This is a genomic window from Bacillus timonensis (genome assembly GCF_004799755.1).
In the GTDB taxonomy this organism is placed as follows: Bacteria; Bacillota; Bacilli; order Bacillales; family Bacillaceae_L; genus Ferdinandcohnia; species Ferdinandcohnia timonensis_A.
Window position 1 is genome coordinate 15095 of sequence record NZ_SLUB01000053.1, and the last position, 17137, is coordinate 32231.

Below are 17137 nucleotides of genomic sequence, written 5' to 3' on the forward strand. Positions count from 1 at the left end.
AGAAAAATGGTAGAAAATACATTAATCCAAGCACTAGGTATTACAATTGAAGAAGTGACACCTGAACGAGTTATAGCAACGATGCCAGTTGATGAGCGTACTCGTCAGCCATTTGGGGTTTTACATGGTGGTGCATCTGTTGCATTAGCGGAAACAGTTGCAAGTGTCGGTACATACAATCTCGTAGACCAAGTAACGGAAGGATGTGCAGGTCTCGAAATTAACGCCAATCATATTCGCGCAAAAAGGGATGGTGTTGTAAAAGCAATCGGTGCCCCTCTTCATAAAGGCAAAACAACAATGGTATGGGACATTAAAATCGTAGATGAAAAAGAAAACCTCATTTGTGTATCGCGCTGTACCATGGCCATTTTGAAATTAAAGAAATGAAAAAAGCGAGGACACAATCGTCCTCGCTTTTTCTCATTGACTCATATTTTCTTTTGCATGTTTTTCTTTATCCTTAAGGTCGTCACGAGCGCTTTTTTCCCAAAGTGGAACCTTTGAATTATAGGCAGCACGGCTGATTAAATGGCCAGAAACAGGTGAAGTCATAAACAGGAAAACAAATCCTAAAATCACCCTGAAGTTCATATAGCCTTCAATGATCCAAAAGTATAAAAATGTTCCAAGTAGGATCGACAAAACTCCTAGTGTCGCACTTTTTGATACCGCATGATTTCGTGTGTACACATCAGGTAATCGAACAATCCCAATTGCACTTAATATGCTTAGAAGTGCTCCGAACAAGATCATAACTGCAAATAAAATTTTAAGCATCTCGGTCATGTTCAATTACGACTCCTTTCTCAAGGAACTTTGAAAAAGCGACGGTACCAACAAATGCGACAATCGCTATTAATAATATAACTTCAAGGAACGAATTGGAGCGTAAGATAATGGAAATAATCGCAGTAATTCCCACTAAATTGATCCCGATTGCATCAAGGGCGATGACTTTGTCAGGAATCGAAGGTCCTTTTATCACACGGTATATATAAGCAATTGTTGAAACCGATAAGAAGACTAGAGCGAGATTAAGTAAAATTTCAAACATTATCGGCTCACCTCCATAATTGCTTTTTCAAATGAATTTTTAATTGAATCAATAGCTTCATCTACGTCTTGTATGTCCATTGCATGGACGTACAGTGTTTTTTTATCATCTGAAATATCAACAACCAGTGTTCCTGGTGTTAATGTGATCAAATTTGATAGAGTTAGGATTTCCCAATCTTTTGTGAGTTCCGTTGGCATTGCGAAAATCCCAGGTTTCACATCAAGCTTTGGCTTTACAACCACTTTCATAATGGCATAGTTTGAAAGAATTAGCTCTCTAAAGAAAATCAAGATCAGCTTAATTACTGCCCACACATTATGAAGGTAAAAACGATGTGAGAAGGAACGACGTAATACAAAAATAAGTAAAAGCCCAATCAAATATCCGCCAAAGAAGGCACTAAAGTCATAAGCATTCGAAATAAACATCCACGAAACGGCAATAAAAATATTTAAAACTAATTGCAACAACATAAGATCTACTCCTTTAAAACAGCTTGGATGTAGATGGATGGGTCTGTCAAGTCTTGAGCTGCTTGAGAGATATACGGATAGAACCATTCAGCACCAAATCCAAGTGCAATTGAGAGTGAAAGTAGAAGAGTAATCGGAATTAGCAGTCCTTTTGTTGATCCTTTTTCTTCATCTTTCCTAAGTTTTGCTTCACCCCAGAATCCGTTAATGAAGATTTTCATTACCGAATATAGGACAAGAAGACTTGAAATTAAAATTGCCGCAACCAGTACATAATGTTCTGCAGCAAGGCTTCCTTTTACAATGAGAAGCTTCCCAACGAATCCGCTAAATGGAGGGATTCCTGCAAGTGAAATTGTAGCAATAAAGAACATCCAGCCTAAATATGGATGATGGTTAATTAAGCCTCCCATTTTCTTCAAATTGCTTGTACCAGTTATCACAATCATGGCACCGACTAATAGGAAGAGGGCAGCCTTGATAATCATGTCATGAATTAAATAGTAAATCGAACCAGTCAATGATGTGGGTGTTAACGTTGCAACACCTACTAAAATAACACCAACTGCTGTTAATATATTGTAGATAATAATCTGTTTAACATCCCAATACGCAACAGCTCCGATTACTCCTACAACAATTGTAAATCCAGCAAGAATCCCAATTAAGGAATGAGTAAAGCCGGTATCATGATAGAAAATAATTGTAAATGTACGTATGATGGAATACACGCCAACCTTTGTTAACAATGCTCCAAAAAGGGCCGTTATCGGTGTAGGAGGCGCATTATAGGAACCCGGTAACCAGAAAAATAATGGGAAGATGGCTCCTTTTAATCCAAATACCACTAAAAATAAGATGGAGATAACAGTCACAATACCAGGTTGTCCTAGTTCACTTATTTTTGCAGATAGATCCGCCATATTAACTGTTCCTGTCACTGCGTATAGGTAAGCAACCGCAATAACAAATAGGGCGGATGAAATCACGTTCACCAAGATATATTTAATGGATTCACGTAATTGCGGCTTCGTCCCGCCATGTACAATTAAAACATAGGAAGCCATTAACATGACCTCGAAAAATACAAAGAGGTTGAAAATATCCCCTGTTAAAAATGCGCCTAGTACCCCTACCATTAAGAATTGTACAGCAGCATAATAAAAGAAACGTTCTCTTTCTTTTCCGATGTTTTTAAACGAATAGATAATACATGCTAAAACAACAATGCTACCTGTTGTAACAAGTAAAGAAGCAAGCATATCTGCTACTAGTACAATACCGAAAGGAGCGTTCCAGTCTCCAAGGTTAAGGGTTTGAATCCCATTCTGATAGACCTGATTGACGAGTATTAATGATAGGATGACTGTCAGAATTGTCGAGAATAAGCTTATCACTCTTGATGCTTTCGTATATTTATTTACAAATATGAGTATGATTCCCGTCAGGAGAGGAACCAGTATCGGAAGGATTACAAAATTATTCATTGCTATCATTTCCCCTTAAATTATCCATGTTGTCCGTTCCAAGCTCCTGATAGGATCGATACGCGAGCACCAGGATAAACGATGTTACCCCAAAGCTAATGACGATCGCAGTTAAGATAAGGGCTTGGGGAAGTGGATCAACATAAGCCTTCGTCCCCTCTACTAAAATGGGAGCAGCACCTTGCTTCAACCCACCCATTGTTAAAATCAATAAATGGGCTCCATGACTGAGCAAACCTGTCCCAATTATCACTCGAATAAGGCTTTTCGAGAGCATCAAATACGTCGCTGCCGTAAAAAGAATCCCGATGACAATTGCCATTAAAATTTCCATTAATCATCATCCTCCCCAATTGTTTGAATAATGGTCAAGGTTACTCCAACAACAACTAAATAGACACCGGTATCGAATAATACGGCAGTGGCAAGTTCCGTTTCCCCGAAAATTGGTAAATCAAAGTAACCAAAGGTATGACTTAAAAAGGGTACATCGAATAAGAATGAACCCATTCCTGTTAATGCTGCTATTAATAAACCAAGAGCAGCGACCTTTTTAAAGTCGAAAGGCAGGGCTTTTTTAACTGTTTTCATATCAAATGCTAAAAGGAAGAGGACGATTGCCGCTGCCGAAATCAGTCCACCGATAAATCCTCCGCCTGGAGTATTATGTCCTGCAAAAAAGAGATTCAAGGAATAGGCAAGAATGATGAAAACAGTTATTTTTGTAGCTGTTTGTAAGATTAAATCATTAGTTTTCATCCTTCTTTCCTCCTTGTCAAACGTAATTTGATCATTGTGAAAATACCAAGTGCAGCAATGCCTAGTACAGTAATTTCAAACAAAGTATCGAAGCCCCGGAAGTCTACTAAAATAACGTTAACGATATTTGTACCTCCGCCTTCCTTATAGCTGTTTTCGACAAAATAACTTGAGATGGAATCAATCAGTCTTGTACTATTTGCGGAAATTGCAAGTAAAGTTACAATTGTTCCGACCCCTAATGAAATAATTAGGTTTGTTAAACGAAAACGCATCGGCTTTTCCTTTTTCTGAAGCTTCGGAAGGTGATAGAAGCATAGTAGAAATAAGGCTACAGAAACGGTCTCAATTACTAGCTGAGTCAACGCCAAATCAGGAGCGCGGAAAAGCACAAAGAATAATGAAACTGAATATCCAACTGCACCAAGTGCGATAATTGCGGTTAGTCTAGACTTGGCAAAAATCGTTGTTGCAACCCCACCGACAAGAACAAATGCTAGTACTGCTTCAAAAAGTCGAACCGGTGCAACATGTGTTATATCAAAAGCAAATCCATTTTTAATAATGAGTGAACTTCCAATTGCCAAGATAAAGAACGCAAACATGATGACCAAATAGTCGCGAATAACTCCCGTCATATAAAAGCCATTAAGCTTTGATGCTGATCGCTCCATTGTGACAAGCCCTTTGTCATAGAGATTGTTTAACGTTAACCGCTTGGAAAAGACATTATAAATGCCTGTCCAATTTGCAAGTGTGAGAAACATAAGGGTTCCTAACACAATGACTCCAATTGACATAAAGAGTGGTGCATTCCAACCGTGGAAATACTCAAAATGAATATGATAGTTTGAACCGCCATCCAGTAAGCTAGGAAGGATGGATGCCACAGCAGGCTCAATTACACTTGGCGCCAATATGTTTGAGAAAATCCCGAATATTATGACAAGTGAAGCTAGAATAATAGGTGATATTAACATCCCAATTGGTGCTTCATGTGGCTTTTTATCAAGCTTATCAAACTGAGCTTTTCCAGTAAAAGTTTTAAAGACAAGAATCATACTGTAAATGAACGTAAATACACTTGCCACCCAACCGATAATTGGGAAAAGAACCCCGAATGTTTCCATATTGAATACATCAAGAGTTGTTGCATTTACCAGTGCAGTAAAGAACGCTTCTTTACTTAAGAAACCATTAAATGGTGGTAATCCAGCCATCGAAAATGCACCGATGGCAGCCAAGGTAAAGCTAATTGGCATAACGGTCATTAATCCGCCAAGCTTGCGAATGTCTCGCGTACCTGTTTCATGATCGATTATACCAACAACCATGAATAAGCTTCCTTTGAAAGTTGCATGGTTAATTAAGTGGAAAATGGCAGCGACGATTGCTGCAAGATAAATATTATTATTACTACCATAGTGTAGTGCAGCCGAGCCAATTCCGAGTAACGACATTATCATTCCCAGCTGACTGACTGTTGAAAATGCAAGGATTCCCTTTAAATCGGTTTGTTTAACCGCACTAAACGATCCCCAGAACAAGGTAACAATTCCAAAGGTCGAAATAATCCAAAACCATTCACTTGATCCAGCAAAAATAGGACTCAAGCGTGCAACTAAATAGATACCTGCTTTTACCATCGTTGCAGAGTGTAAATATGCACTGACTGGTGTTGGGGCTTCCATCGCATCTGGTAACCAGATATGGAATGGAAACTGTGCTGATTTTGTAAAAGCACCTAATAGGATTAAAAGCATCGCAGGGATGAAGAGTGGATTTGACGGTAATGTATCCACTTGTGCAATCATTTCTCGAATACTAAATGTATGGGTCATGATTGATAGTAAAACAAATCCTGCTAACATGGCTAATCCACCGAAGACAGTGATTAACATCGATTTTTGTGCACCATATCTTGATTTTTCACGATTATGCCAATACCCGATTAATAGAAATGAAGATAAGCTTGTTAATTCCCAGAATGTATAAAGCACAATCACATTATCTGAAAGAACGACGCCGAGCATAGCCCCCATGAAACAGAGTAGGTACACATAAAAGTTGTGTAAGGATTCCTTTTCTTTCGAAAGGTAATAGATTGAGTAGAGGACTACTAGTGCCCCTATGCCTGTAATCAGTAAAGCAAATAAGAGTCCTAATCCATCAATGTACGCTGTGAAATTTACGCCAATGGAAGGCATCCATTCTGCAGTATGAATTATCGGGTTTCCATTCATCGTATCCTTCATAAATGGAAAGAAATAAGAGAATAGGACTATAGGTAGAATTAGTACAAACCAACCTGTATGAATCCCTCGCAAATATTTGCGGAAGAAAGGAATAAAGATAGCCATTAGAAATGGAGATAAAATGGCCCAATGTACAAGTGACAAAACAGTACCCCCTTGTTATTTTTTTATCTTCTAGAATTATATAACAATTATAAAGAAGTTGCATGCCTTGCAACTTCTAGTGTCACCAAGTTTTTCAGTTGTTATTAAATATGTAGAGACGCGTCTTTTTGACCTTAAAAATTTTTCTGTAAAAGTCACTTACTAGTTAAAATTCAGTCTGAATTACCTACTTGTATTTGAAAAAACTGTATAAAATATCCTATTAAGTCGAATGCTAGTAGCAAGAGGTGAGATTTTGTGAACGTAAAAAAAGGAATCGTGGCAATTGCTATTTTTGCCTTTCTGTTTATAGGAGCATGGGTAATCCATGAACAAACGAAGAGAGAATATGGAGAAAATCAACAACAATTTCAAATCCAAACTATTCATTCTACACAAATACCGGAGAAATCAAAGGTCTATCCAAAATTCAAGCCGCGTGAGTATATTCGTATTGAGCGCTAATAATAAAAAAGGATGAGACGAAGATCTCATCCTACATTACGCTATTGTTTCTTACCATTGGAACTGGAATGGCCTTATTATGAAACATCATGATTAACATAGGTACACCAAGCACGGCAAGGAGAACAAATAAAGTGAACAATAAGTTTGATGTTAACGTAATCCCTGCTTTATGACCTGCATCCATATAATCCGTAAAAAGAGCATTGATTTCCTCGTCTTCAGGGAAATTCCCAAGCGTTAAAAATTCCTGATTGTCGACATCATAATAAAAGAATTCATGCTTTTGGATATAAAAAATGCTATCACGTTTTAGTTTATAGGCAACATGCCCTACAACGACATTTGCTTGATACGTATCAATTTTCTCTTCGTTTTCCTTCGTACCCGGATCATCTGCTGTAACAACCTTTGTAATTTCAGCTTCCTTTGAGATGGAATTGACTATTTCCGCGGAGCCGTTCGCATAATAATTGACTTCCTTCAATTTTTCATTAACCGCTTTTATAAAATCCGATTCCCCAGCTGCGCTAGCCGTACTTAGAAAGGTAAAGAATGCGAAACAACTTATGAGCAACGTCAACAGTAACCCTTTTTTCATAGAATCCCTCTTTCCTATAAAATAGTAACCTTTAATCTATATGTATTTTCAAAAAAGAGATTTACTACTAAAAAATGTATGTTAAAATCGAAAAAGGTATTTCTAGAAAAAACTTGAGGAATCAAAATGAAAAATACATATTTTACAAGCTATTTTCCGCTCATTTCTATTATTCTCTTTAGTGTTTCCTTAGCGATTCTTACGGAATTGAAAACATTGGAGTTGTTAAAACAAATTGGCATCTACCGTGGAATGCAAGAATTTTTTTCGCCAACGTGGATTAATTTCGCGATTTTCTTTGTTTTTTTCCTAATCTATTTCATGGTGTTTGCCGCCTTGAAATTAATTGCCAATACACTACTTGAGCTTTCGCTATTGTTTTTCACGAAGGATAGTAATGGAGAAAGCCTACGGAAAATAAGAGCGGGATCTTTTTTCTATTTAGGAGGAGGGACTCTTTCCTTAGCATTCGTCCAATCCTTTTACGGCATTGTGATCGTGCTTTTATTAGCAACACTGGGCTATTTTATTTTTTTCGTTTATAAAATTCAGGAGACATTAACCTTTGGTGGATTAATCGGGCTTGTCCTTTTTCAAACACTTAGTTGGTTTACCTTTTTTATGACGGTAACTTATGTTTGCCTCCAGTTATACAACAGTATCATCGCAAGTTTGCCAATCTAAAAAGCGAGCCCAAACATCATTTGTGGCTCGCTTTCATCATATCCTTCCAAATATACATTTGAGGTTTTCGTGATTCCATATAGTAGATGCTCTTATTTTGGTCATTTCCTACCCACACACCAGCTGTATATTGATTAGTGAGCCCAATAAACCAAAGGTCTTTCACATCATTCGTCGTTCCCGTTTTCCCTCCAATATAACTTGTAGAAAAATATGCTTCTTTACCTGTTCCCGACTTTACAACATCCTCAAGTAAGATTCTTACCTTTTGATTAGCAGACTCACTCCACACCACTTCAGGTTTTTCATCCCATTCATAAAGGATGTTTCCTTGGAAATCAGTCACCCTTGTAATTCCATGTGCTTTAATAAATTGACCGTTGTTTGCAAACGTAGCAAAGGCATTTGTCATCTCCAAGGGAGACATTCCATAAGTGAATCCACCAATGGCTGCAGGTAAACTGTGGTCTTCTTTAACTACATTCGAAAAATGAAGCTTGTCTAAATATGAAAATGCATGTTCAATTCCAATTCTTTCAAACAACCGTACAGCAGGGGTGTTGTAGGAATACTTAAAAGCTGTTCGTAAAGTAACATTTCCATATTGTCCGCCCCCATAATTTCGCGGGCAATATCCACTTTTACAATAGTTATTGGCATTAATTGTTTGTGAAATGGAGGCCCCCGTTTGATCAAAATATGGCGCATAAACAAGCAAAGGCTTAATCACAGAACCTGGTTGGCGAAAGGCTTGAAAGGCGCGATGGAACGTAAACTTTTGATAGTTTTTTCCGCCTGCAATTGCGACAATACGATTCGTCGTATGATCAATAACGGCAGCTGCTCCTTGAACATTTGCATAGGGTAAATGGCGTTCCAAAGCTTGTACAGCTTCTTTTTGTATACTTGGGTTTAACGCTGTCTCAATCATGATTCCAGATTCGAGAACTTCGTTTACCTTCTGATCCAAGCCTTTTTGAAGTTCTTTCTTTTCGTTGTCAGTTGCAGAATGGAGATTTTCATTAAAACCTTCTTTTTCTGCAATTAATTCTTCAAGCTCATGATAAATATAAGTTGAATAATCTGGATACTGGTCAATACGATTACTCATCTTAAGCTCAATCGGTTCCTGTACTGCTTTTTCATATTCTTCAGTTGTGATTTTCCCTGCCTCTACTAATCTTTGTAGAATACGTTCTTGTCGTTTCTTTGTATTAGAAAAATTCGTAATTGGATTGTAAAGGGACGGGTTATTCGGGATAGCACTTAAAAATGCGATTTTCGCCAGTGTAGCATCCTTAATGGACTGGTTAAAGTAAAGCTTGGCTGCCGTTTCAATTCCATATGCCCCATTTTGGAAATAAATGGCGTTAATGTATAACGTTAAAATTTCCTCTTTCGTCAGTGTTCGTTCTAATTGATACGAATATAAGAGCTCACTTAATTTACGATTATAAGTCTTTTCATTTGTTAAATAAAGATTTCGTGCAAGCTGCTGGGTGATTGTACTACCACCTTGATCAATTGAGTCATTTTCCAGATTGATGAGGGCTGCCCGACCAATCCCCGTAATATCAAATCCTATATGCTCATAATAATGCTGATCCTCAATTGTTATAAACAAATCCTTCACAATTTGTGGAATTTCTTCTGCAGGTAGGATTGTGCGGTTTTGACCCTGACGGATCTCCGAAATCACTTTTCCAGTGCTGTCTTTTATATAGCTTGTCTGTGGTAACACAACATCGCCAATTGGAATTTCCTCATCAAGTACGGTGTTGAAGCTCCTTGATGACTTCAACTCACTATGGACTTGGTATAACACAAACATAAACAATAGAAAAAGAATAAAAGTGATGAAATACCCTGTTTGTCTTCTCATAGATAACACTCTCTCAAAGATTACTATTCTCCCATTATATAAAAAAACAGACGGCATTTGCCATCTGTTTTACGCAGCATGTTGAGTTGACTTATCAGAATGTCGAACAACACTTAGCCTTAAAATGATCGCCCCGGTTAAAAACAGCCCACTTGTTATGAAAAAGACGGTAGAAATACCGAAGAACCCACTTAGGATTCCTCCGGATATTGGACCAATCACATTCCCTAAAAAACGAAAACTGACATTATAGCCTTGGACTTCTCCCTGCATCGAAAGAGGGGCAACTTGGCGGATATAGGCTGTCATACACGGAATTAAACCACCGACTGCCATGCCAAATAAAAATCTACATAAAACAAGCTGCCATAATTCATTTACAAGACCTTGAGGGATAAACAAAATGGAACAGGCGAGGAGAAGGAATGTTAAAATCTTTTCATGCCCGATTCGGTCTCCTAATTTCCCCCATTGTCTCGTAAATAATAAATTTCCAAATCCAGTCGCTGAAAACGCCATTCCAGCTAAAAATACAATATTACTACTGTCGGTTAAGTGCGTTACATATAATGCTAGTAAGGGCTGGATACTGAAATTTGCTACTTGAATGAGTGTTGAAATCAACATCACGGTTAATAAAACGGGGTTTTTGAAGATATGAATTAATACCTCTTTACGCGTATATTTCTTAACCGTCGTACTTGTTTCATTTAGCCGTACTTCTTTAATACCAAAACCTACTAGAATGACTGCACCTAAAATCACCACGGCAGTGATGACAAAGGTATATTGAAAACCGACTGCATCAGCAAGCAATCCACCTAATAATGGACCAAATAATGCTCCAGAAACATTACCCATTTGAAGAGTCCCTAATGTTTTTCCTGCAATTTCCTTCGGTGTTTGTGCTGAAATGAGGGCTAGGGAGGTCGGGATAAATCCAGTTACCACACCCATAAAAAGCCTCAAAACAAATAATTGTTCAACTGTATTCACATACCCCATTAAAAAGATGCTAAAGGCAATGCCAGTCCCTGTAATTAATAGAATCTTTTTGTAGCCATTTCGATCTCCAAAACGTCCCCAAATTGGTGAAATAAAAAAAGCGGTGAAGAAGGTTGCAGCAAAGACTAAGCCGGCCCACCGTTGCACAAAGCCATCTGAGTAATCTCCAAACGTTTCGATATATAAAGACAGAAATGGCATAATCATTGTTGCACTAGCTGCAACAAAAAAATTGGCAAACCACATAATAACTAGATTACGCTTGGCTGTTTGAATGGATAACACCTTCTCAATTCGGATATTTCGATTTACTAAATATTATAGAATATTATCTTACTTTATTAAAGGTAAAAAAGCATATATATTATAAATATATTCTGAAAAATAAAGGGAATCGTGTTATAATATTTAAAAAGATGTTCGTCTAAGTTTAACTTTATTCAGCAGAAGTTAGCCACTTCTTTGGTAAAAGAAATATGACAAAGGAGGTTTAGGTGTGGATAATCAGCATCAATATTTGTTCATAGATTTTGAATTTACGATGCCTGAGGGAAAAAGCAACCCACAAGGATTCTACCCCGAGATTATAGAGGTTGGTCTTGTAGCTGTGAAGAATCAGAAGATAATGGACCAATACTCTTCCTATGTAAAACCGATAAAATTTACTACACTAACTGAACGGTGCAAATCCTTTTTACACATCTCTCAGGAGCAAGTAAATGACGGAATATCGTTTCAACATCTAGTGAACAAGCTATCTGAATATGAAAAAACATCCTCAAGCACCATTATAACTTGGGGAAATATGGATATGAAGGTTCTACGTCACAATTGTCAAAAGGCTGGAGTTCTTTTTCCTTTTAAAGGAAAACAACGAGATCTGTCAATGGAATATAAACGTTTTTTCGGAGACCAAAACCAAACAGGTCTTTGGAAGGCAGTTCAGGAATATGGTAAAGAAGGGACAGGTAAACACCATTGTGCCCTCGATGATGCACTTACAACCTTTAATATATTCAAGTTAGTTGAAAATGATAAACGTTATTTAGCAAAACCTGAGCCAACAACTATCGGCGATCGTGTTGACTTCTCGAAAGTCTTAAATAAATTTGCCTTATAAAAACCAATTCACCCCAAAGTGTGGATTGGTTTTTATTTTTTCTGTTTTATACACTACCGGATTTTTACAATGGATTCAAAAAATAATCGCATCCCGTTAGGATATCCTAATTGGAAAAGGAGGGATGCTCAATGTTTATAGGTCATAAAATCGAAAATCCACAAACGATTACTTTATATATTGACCCAGGATTACAGGAGTTTTCCAGTGAACTTGGTACACAGGAACAAGGGAAAAAGCTTTACTTTAACGAAAGCATACGAATGTATCTAAAAGAAAAAGTCCCCAACCTGAATCCGAATATTGTAAAAGTTATGATGGGGACAATCGTTGTTGCTACTGTTTCACTGGTAGGGGGGAATCATTCATCTACCGTGGAAGCTGCAAGTAATGGTCAAGTAAGTCAAAGTCAATCTACACATACAGTGGCAAATGGAGATACCTTATATGGAATTGCTAATCAATATAATCTGACCGTCTCTCAATTAAAACAGTTAAACCATTTGACTGGAGATATGATTTATCCTGGTCAAACACTTGTGATCAGTGAGTCGCAACCACCTAAGACAACCGCCACATATACGGTAAACCGCGGTGATACTCTTTATTCAATTGCAAATTCGTATAATATGAGCGTGGATCAATTAAAGCAATTAAATAATCTTACATCAAATACGATTCAAGTAGGGCAATCCTTACAAGTAATTGGTACTGCACCAGAGTCCGCACAAATTCAAGCACAAACCTATACGGTTCAACCTGGTGATTCGCTATATTCAATTGCCCAGCGAGCTAACACAACCGTAGACCAAATTATGAAAAATAATCAATTAACCTCATCAATCATTTATGTTGGCCAAACCTTACAACTAGGAAGCACAATATCGACTCCACCACAAAATGTAGCAAGTGCTACATACACCGTCAAAGCTGGAGACACTTTATATGGAATTGCACGCACTTATAATATGAGTGTTACAGAACTTAAAAATCTCAATAATCTTACAAGCAATACCCTTTCGATCGGACAAGTCCTAAATGTGACCGGAAATGCAAAAGCGGAATCAAATGTACCAAATAGGGAGCAAGTTTTGAAAGATTTAGTTTCAGATAGCTATAATTTTATCGGGATTCCTTATCTTTGGGGAGGAACGACAACGGCGGGGTTTGATTGCTCAGGATTTGTTTCGTTTATGCATGCTAGACATGGAATAGACATCCCAAGGAACACATCAGCTGGCTACTATAAAATGGGCACCTCTGTTTCAAAAGCAAATCTCCAACCAGGTGATTTAGTATTTTTTGCTGTCAATAATACAGGCCAAATATCGCATGTTGGTTTTTATGTAGGCAATAATGAGTTTATATCCGCCACATCCTCGAAAGGAATCGCGGCTGTGTCCATGGATAATTCGTATTGGTCCAAGTATTATGTAGGTGCCAAGCGGGTTTACTAATAAGAAAAACCTACGGAAATGATACTTCCGTAGGTTTTTTACGACTAAAATGGCTTTATTTAAAATAATCCATCTCTAATACCTTCATGTTTTCCAGGCTGCGCTTTGCCCATTCCGTGCCTTCTGTTTCTAGGTCAGTCTTTGTTTTTTCCACAGCTTCCTTTAAAGAGGATTTATACTCAGGAATATCCCCAGAAAAGGCGCGAACCATCTTTTTCGGTACATTGGTTTGTTCATTAAAAGCTAGTGCTCTCCGCTCTTGGAAAAACGGCACGTTTGGATCTTTCGGTGAATGAATGTCTCCTTGCATTGGATGCTTTAGTACAGCCTTTACCTTCACAAGATAGTGTTCGGGCTTAATCGCTGTAATTTCGCCAATATATTTTCCTGTTTTATAAATTCCTGTTACAATGTCACCGATATTTAATTCGTCAGACATTAACATCACTCCCTTCGCAAATGAATGCACCATCACTATCTACATTATAACCGACCATAATCGAACAAGCATCTATAACACGTTCAAAGGAATGTGATATAATAATGAAAGTTGTCATTACCGGTTGAAAGGTGTGTAGTAATGCTGTTTTTACCAATACTGAATCTGTTTCTATATTTTCCTGAGGATAAATCAGAATATATTCCAGCTGTCATAAAACTGGTTATTTGCATCATGATTGCGATTTTCGTCTTTCGTTTAATTATAAAGCACTCAAAAAAAGAGCAGGCAAAAGCTGAGGAGCTTGAAAAGAAGCTAATGAATCAAGACAAAGATCATAGTTTGAAGTAATCTTTAGGTGATTATTTGCTAAAAAAAGATGGGGATACCCATCTTTTTTTAAATGAAATTCTTAATATAAGTAGCTACCTTTTCCGGGCATTCTTCAGGGACCAAATGACCAGTGTTTTTAATCGATACGAATGTAGAATGAGGTAAATCTTGATGAAGCCTTCTCCCCACAGAAATGGGAACAACCCGATCTTGTTCACCCCAAATTAATAAAACAGGATGCTTGATTTGTTTTAGTTCCTCAGACGATAAATCACCTTCCCGATGACGGATCATCCTTGTTAGTCCCATAAAAATCCGATTATCTAAGAATGGTTCCGTGTACCCATCAATCATTTCTTGATCAATCAGCTCATGATTGTGAACGACATTTCGTAAATTATGTAATACACCTTGCTTTGCAAGCTTTTTCTTCACAATGAAATGAAAATAGGGAAGATAGGAAGAATAGATTAAGGACTTTGGCATCCTCTTCATATATCCTGAGCTACACAATAATACTAATTTATCGACTAAAGCTGGTTCTTGTTTAGCCATGTATAAACAAATTTGCCCCCCCATTGAATGTCCTACCAAATTAATTTTTGTGAAATGAAAAGAACGAATTAACTCACTAACGACAGATGCAATATTTGAATACGAGTATGTGAACCTTATTGATTTCTCGCTTTTTCCAAATGGAGGAAGATCCACAGAGAGAATGGTATAGTTTTTTGATAGGATTGGAATAAGCCTTCGAAAGCTGAAGGATGATGATAAAAAACCATGCAATAACACGAGTACAGGTTTTTCATTATCTAGATGGTAGAACTCATAATGAAGGTTAATTCCCTTTATTTGTATTGTATCCATTGATGGAAAATCCACATCCTATTTAAAAGATTTATCCCTATTTTTACCAAGGGGCAAAGAAAAACTCATAAAGTTTTGAATGAATAAAAAATTTTACAATATCCTACTCATTTATCTGATATAATAAGTGACAAAAATTATTTCAAAAAAACTAGGGGTGACCTTTATGCAATTACAGGAAAATGAAATTGAAATACTTGAGATCATTGAAAATAATGGACGACTTCCTGTAGAAACAATCGCAAAATTAGTTGGCAAAAATGTCGATGAAGTCGAAACCATTATTCGTAAGCTAGAGGAACTAAAGATTATTGTAGAATATAACACAATTGTTGACTGGAAGAAAGTTGCAGGTCACGAAGGTGTGACAGCCATGATTGATGTCAAGGTAACTCCGAAAAAAGGTGTAGGTTTTGATGAAATTGCCAAGCGTATCTATCACTTTAAGGAAGTAAAATCTGTTTATTTAATGTCTGGTGCCTATGACTTGTCAGTTGTCATTGAAGGAAAAACAATGTCAGAAGTTGGGTCCTTTGTTTCTGAAAAACTTTCAACACTGGATTCCGTTCTTTCCACAACCACACATTTTATTTTGAAAAAATATAAGCATGATGGAACCATTTTTGACCAAGGCGAAGATGATAAACGGATTGTGGTGACACCATGACTACCCACTACCTTTCTAAAAAAGTACAAGAATTAAAGCCTTCCGGGATCCGCAGATTCTTTGATTTAGCGGTTACGATGGAAGGAGTCATTTCCTTGGGTGTGGGCGAACCAGACTTTGTAACACCTTGGTCGATTAGAGAGGCAAGTATCGCATCCATTGAAGCGGGGATTACTTCATACACTGGAAATGCAGGACTGCTTGAATTGCGGCAGGAAATTTCGGCTTATTTACATAAGTCCTTCGGTGTTGAGTATTCACCAAATAATGAGATTATTGTCACGGTGGGTGGTAGCCAAGCAATTGACTTAGCCATTCGAGCACTTATTGATCCAGGTGACGAGGTTATTATTGTGGAGCCAACTTTTGTTGCATATAGCCCTATCGTTTCACTGGCAGGGGGAATTCCGGTGCCTGTGAATACAAAGGCTGAAAATGAATTTAAGTTGCAGCCTGAAGAAATTGAAAATGTCGTTACTGATCGTACAAAAGCTATTATTATTTGTTCTCCAAATAATCCGACGGGTACGATGCTGAAGAAAGAAGAACTTGAGGCCATAGCGAAAATTGTTGAAGAACACGATTTGGTTGTCATTTCAGATGAAATATATGCAGAGCTTTCCTATGAAGGGAAATATACAAGCTTCTCGAGCATCCCAGGGATGTTTGAGCGGACAATCTTAGTATCGGGGTTTTCTAAGGGCTTTGCGATGACGGGGTGGCGCTTAGGATATTCAGCGGCTCCAAGAGAAATTTCGGAAGCAATGTTAAAAATTCACCAATATACAATGATGTGTGCCTCAACAATGGCTCAATATGGGGCGATCGAAGCTCTTCGAAATGGTCTTCCTGAAGTAGAGTATATGAGAAAAAGCTATCGTCAGCGAAGAAACTTCTTCGTATCTTCCTTGCAGGAAATCGGCTTAACTTGCCACACACCAGGGGGAGCTTTCTATGCTTTTCCATCAATTAAACAAACAGGGCTATCTTCAGAGGAATTTGCACACCGGTTATTAATGGAGGAAAAAGTTGCGGTTGTTCCCGGTAATGTCTTTGGAGAAAGTGGCGAAGGTTATATTCGTTGCTCCTATGCATCATCCCTTGAACAACTTCAAGAAGCTGTAAAACGGATGGGACAATTCCTAAAAAATAATAACCTCGTGTAAAATAAAAAATGGGACTGTCCGATAAGTCCTAAAAAATAAGGCAAGGGGGAAAAACAATTCGTTTTTCTCCCTTGCCCTTTTTGAGTTTTTCGATTTTTCTCTGAAAGTAACTGGCGGATGCCTGCTACTTTCAGCATATTGTGGGCTAATGCCACAATCCCAAACTCGACATGTACTTTGTCGAGCCCCCGCAAGGAAAATCTGCGGAACGACCTATTGCCCTTGATGTGACCGAACACACTTTCTACCTCAACTTTACGTTGAGCGTAG

At 37.7% G+C, this 17137-nt stretch carries 21 protein-coding genes; 8 read left to right on the top strand and 13 right to left on the bottom strand.

Features of this window, described 5'->3' with window-relative positions; all coding sequences use genetic code 11:
* The first annotated feature begins 6 nt into the window (after positions 1 to 6).
* Positions 7 to 390 (top strand): hotdog fold thioesterase, encoded by a 384-nt coding sequence (locus tag E1I69_RS19870; RefSeq protein ID WP_136381304.1) that lies wholly within the window; start codon positions 7 to 9, stop codon positions 388 to 390.
* 33 nt (positions 391 to 423) lie between these two features.
* On the opposite strand, the gene mnhG is transcribed toward E1I69_RS19870, so the two are convergent.
* Genes mnhG through E1I69_RS19905 form a run of 7 tightly spaced genes read right to left on the bottom strand, consistent with a single transcriptional unit; the run spans position 424 to position 6178 of the window.
* On the bottom strand, positions 424 to 789 hold the full coding sequence (gene mnhG / locus E1I69_RS19875) for a monovalent cation/H(+) antiporter subunit G (RefSeq protein WP_136381305.1): 366 nt from the start codon (positions 787 to 789) through the stop codon (positions 424 to 426).
* Entirely contained in the window at positions 773 to 1057 is a 285-nt protein-coding gene (locus tag E1I69_RS19880) for a Na(+)/H(+) antiporter subunit F1 (protein WP_116352991.1), read from the bottom strand. The genes mnhG and E1I69_RS19880 overlap by 17 nt, the downstream gene beginning before the upstream one ends.
* The gene (locus tag E1I69_RS19885; protein WP_136381306.1) at positions 1057 to 1533 is read right to left on the bottom strand and encodes a Na+/H+ antiporter subunit E; all 477 of its coding nucleotides are present in this window, start codon (positions 1531 to 1533) and stop codon (positions 1057 to 1059) included. The genes E1I69_RS19880 and E1I69_RS19885 overlap by 1 nt, the downstream gene beginning before the upstream one ends.
* Positions 1534 to 1538: 5 nt before the next feature.
* A complete protein-coding gene (locus E1I69_RS19890; RefSeq protein WP_136381307.1) occupies positions 1539 to 3020 on the bottom strand; it encodes a Na+/H+ antiporter subunit D in 1482 nt (493 codons plus the stop codon).
* Positions 3013 to 3354, bottom strand: a complete 342-nt coding sequence (locus tag E1I69_RS19895) for a Na(+)/H(+) antiporter subunit C (protein WP_136381308.1) — start codon at positions 3352 to 3354, stop codon at positions 3013 to 3015. Before E1I69_RS19895 ends, E1I69_RS19890 begins: the two co-directional genes overlap by 8 nt.
* A complete protein-coding gene (locus tag E1I69_RS19900) occupies positions 3354 to 3779 on the bottom strand; it encodes a Na(+)/H(+) antiporter subunit B (RefSeq protein WP_136381309.1) in 426 nt (141 codons plus the stop codon). The genes E1I69_RS19895 and E1I69_RS19900 overlap by 1 nt, the downstream gene beginning before the upstream one ends.
* Positions 3776 to 6178 carry a Na+/H+ antiporter subunit A gene (locus E1I69_RS19905; RefSeq protein ID WP_136381310.1) on the bottom strand — a complete coding sequence of 801 codons (2403 nt, stop codon included), beginning with the start codon at positions 6176 to 6178 and terminating at the stop codon, positions 3776 to 3778. The genes E1I69_RS19900 and E1I69_RS19905 overlap by 4 nt, the downstream gene beginning before the upstream one ends.
* A gap of 258 nt (positions 6179 to 6436) precedes the next feature.
* Here E1I69_RS19905 and E1I69_RS19910 point away from each other — a divergent pair, with 258 nt between their 5' ends.
* Positions 6437 to 6643, top strand: coding sequence for a hypothetical protein (locus tag E1I69_RS19910; RefSeq protein ID WP_136381311.1), 207 nt, complete (start codon positions 6437 to 6439; stop codon positions 6641 to 6643).
* A 31-nt stretch (positions 6644 to 6674) separates the two neighbouring features.
* Here E1I69_RS19910 and E1I69_RS19915 read toward each other — a convergent pair whose 3' ends face one another.
* A complete protein-coding gene (locus E1I69_RS19915; protein WP_136381312.1) occupies positions 6675 to 7244 on the bottom strand; it encodes a hypothetical protein in 570 nt (189 codons plus the stop codon).
* 126 nt (positions 7245 to 7370) lie between these two features.
* Between E1I69_RS19915 and E1I69_RS19920 the strand changes: the two genes are divergently transcribed.
* Complete coding sequence (locus tag E1I69_RS19920) at positions 7371 to 7928, top strand: DUF5366 family protein (RefSeq protein WP_136381313.1); 558 nt, start codon at positions 7371 to 7373, stop codon at positions 7926 to 7928.
* Between the two features lie 16 nt (positions 7929 to 7944).
* On the opposite strand, the gene E1I69_RS19925 is transcribed toward E1I69_RS19920, so the two are convergent.
* Positions 7945 to 9810, bottom strand: a complete 1866-nt coding sequence (locus E1I69_RS19925; RefSeq protein ID WP_136381314.1) for a transglycosylase domain-containing protein — start codon at positions 9808 to 9810, stop codon at positions 7945 to 7947.
* 69 nt (positions 9811 to 9879) lie between these two features.
* The gene (locus E1I69_RS19930; RefSeq protein WP_165439173.1) at positions 9880 to 11061 is read right to left on the bottom strand and encodes an MFS transporter; all 1182 of its coding nucleotides are present in this window, start codon (positions 11059 to 11061) and stop codon (positions 9880 to 9882) included.
* Positions 11062 to 11311: 250 nt separating this feature from the next.
* Here E1I69_RS19930 and kapD point away from each other — a divergent pair, with 250 nt between their 5' ends.
* Together kapD and E1I69_RS19940 are read left to right on the top strand one after the other, a co-directional pair.
* Positions 11312 to 11935: a 3'-5' exonuclease KapD gene (gene kapD / locus E1I69_RS19935; protein WP_136381316.1), complete on the top strand. Its 624-nt coding sequence runs from the start codon at positions 11312 to 11314 to the stop codon at positions 11933 to 11935.
* A 131-nt stretch (positions 11936 to 12066) separates the two neighbouring features.
* Positions 12067 to 13392, top strand: coding sequence for a LysM peptidoglycan-binding domain-containing protein (locus E1I69_RS19940; protein ID WP_136381317.1), 1326 nt, complete (start codon positions 12067 to 12069; stop codon positions 13390 to 13392).
* A gap of 55 nt (positions 13393 to 13447) precedes the next feature.
* On the opposite strand, the gene E1I69_RS19945 is transcribed toward E1I69_RS19940, so the two are convergent.
* Positions 13448 to 13831, bottom strand: a complete 384-nt coding sequence (locus E1I69_RS19945; protein ID WP_136381318.1) for a kinase-associated lipoprotein B — start codon at positions 13829 to 13831, stop codon at positions 13448 to 13450.
* 141 nt (positions 13832 to 13972) lie between these two features.
* On the opposite strand from E1I69_RS19945, the gene E1I69_RS19950 reads away from it, so the two are divergent.
* Entirely contained in the window at positions 13973 to 14182 is a 210-nt protein-coding gene (locus tag E1I69_RS19950; RefSeq protein WP_136381319.1) for a hypothetical protein, read from the top strand.
* 48 nt (positions 14183 to 14230) lie between these two features.
* Here the strand turns inward: E1I69_RS19950 and E1I69_RS19955 are convergent, their stop codons facing one another.
* Entirely contained in the window at positions 14231 to 15034 is an 804-nt protein-coding gene (locus E1I69_RS19955; protein WP_136381320.1) for an alpha/beta fold hydrolase, read from the bottom strand.
* Between the two features lie 166 nt (positions 15035 to 15200).
* Between E1I69_RS19955 and E1I69_RS19960 the strand changes: the two genes are divergently transcribed.
* Both E1I69_RS19960 and E1I69_RS19965 read left to right on the top strand, forming a co-directional pair.
* Positions 15201 to 15701, top strand: coding sequence for an Lrp/AsnC family transcriptional regulator (locus tag E1I69_RS19960; protein WP_136381321.1), 501 nt, complete (start codon positions 15201 to 15203; stop codon positions 15699 to 15701).
* Positions 15698 to 16867, top strand: a complete 1170-nt coding sequence (locus E1I69_RS19965) for an aminotransferase (protein ID WP_136381322.1) — start codon at positions 15698 to 15700, stop codon at positions 16865 to 16867. The genes E1I69_RS19960 and E1I69_RS19965 overlap by 4 nt, the downstream gene beginning before the upstream one ends.
* Here the strand turns inward: E1I69_RS19965 and E1I69_RS25065 are convergent.
* The coding region (locus E1I69_RS25065) for a transposase (protein ID WP_242634652.1) at positions 16813 to 17137 on the bottom strand (325 nt) is incomplete at its 5' end. The genes E1I69_RS19965 and E1I69_RS25065 overlap by 55 nt on opposite strands.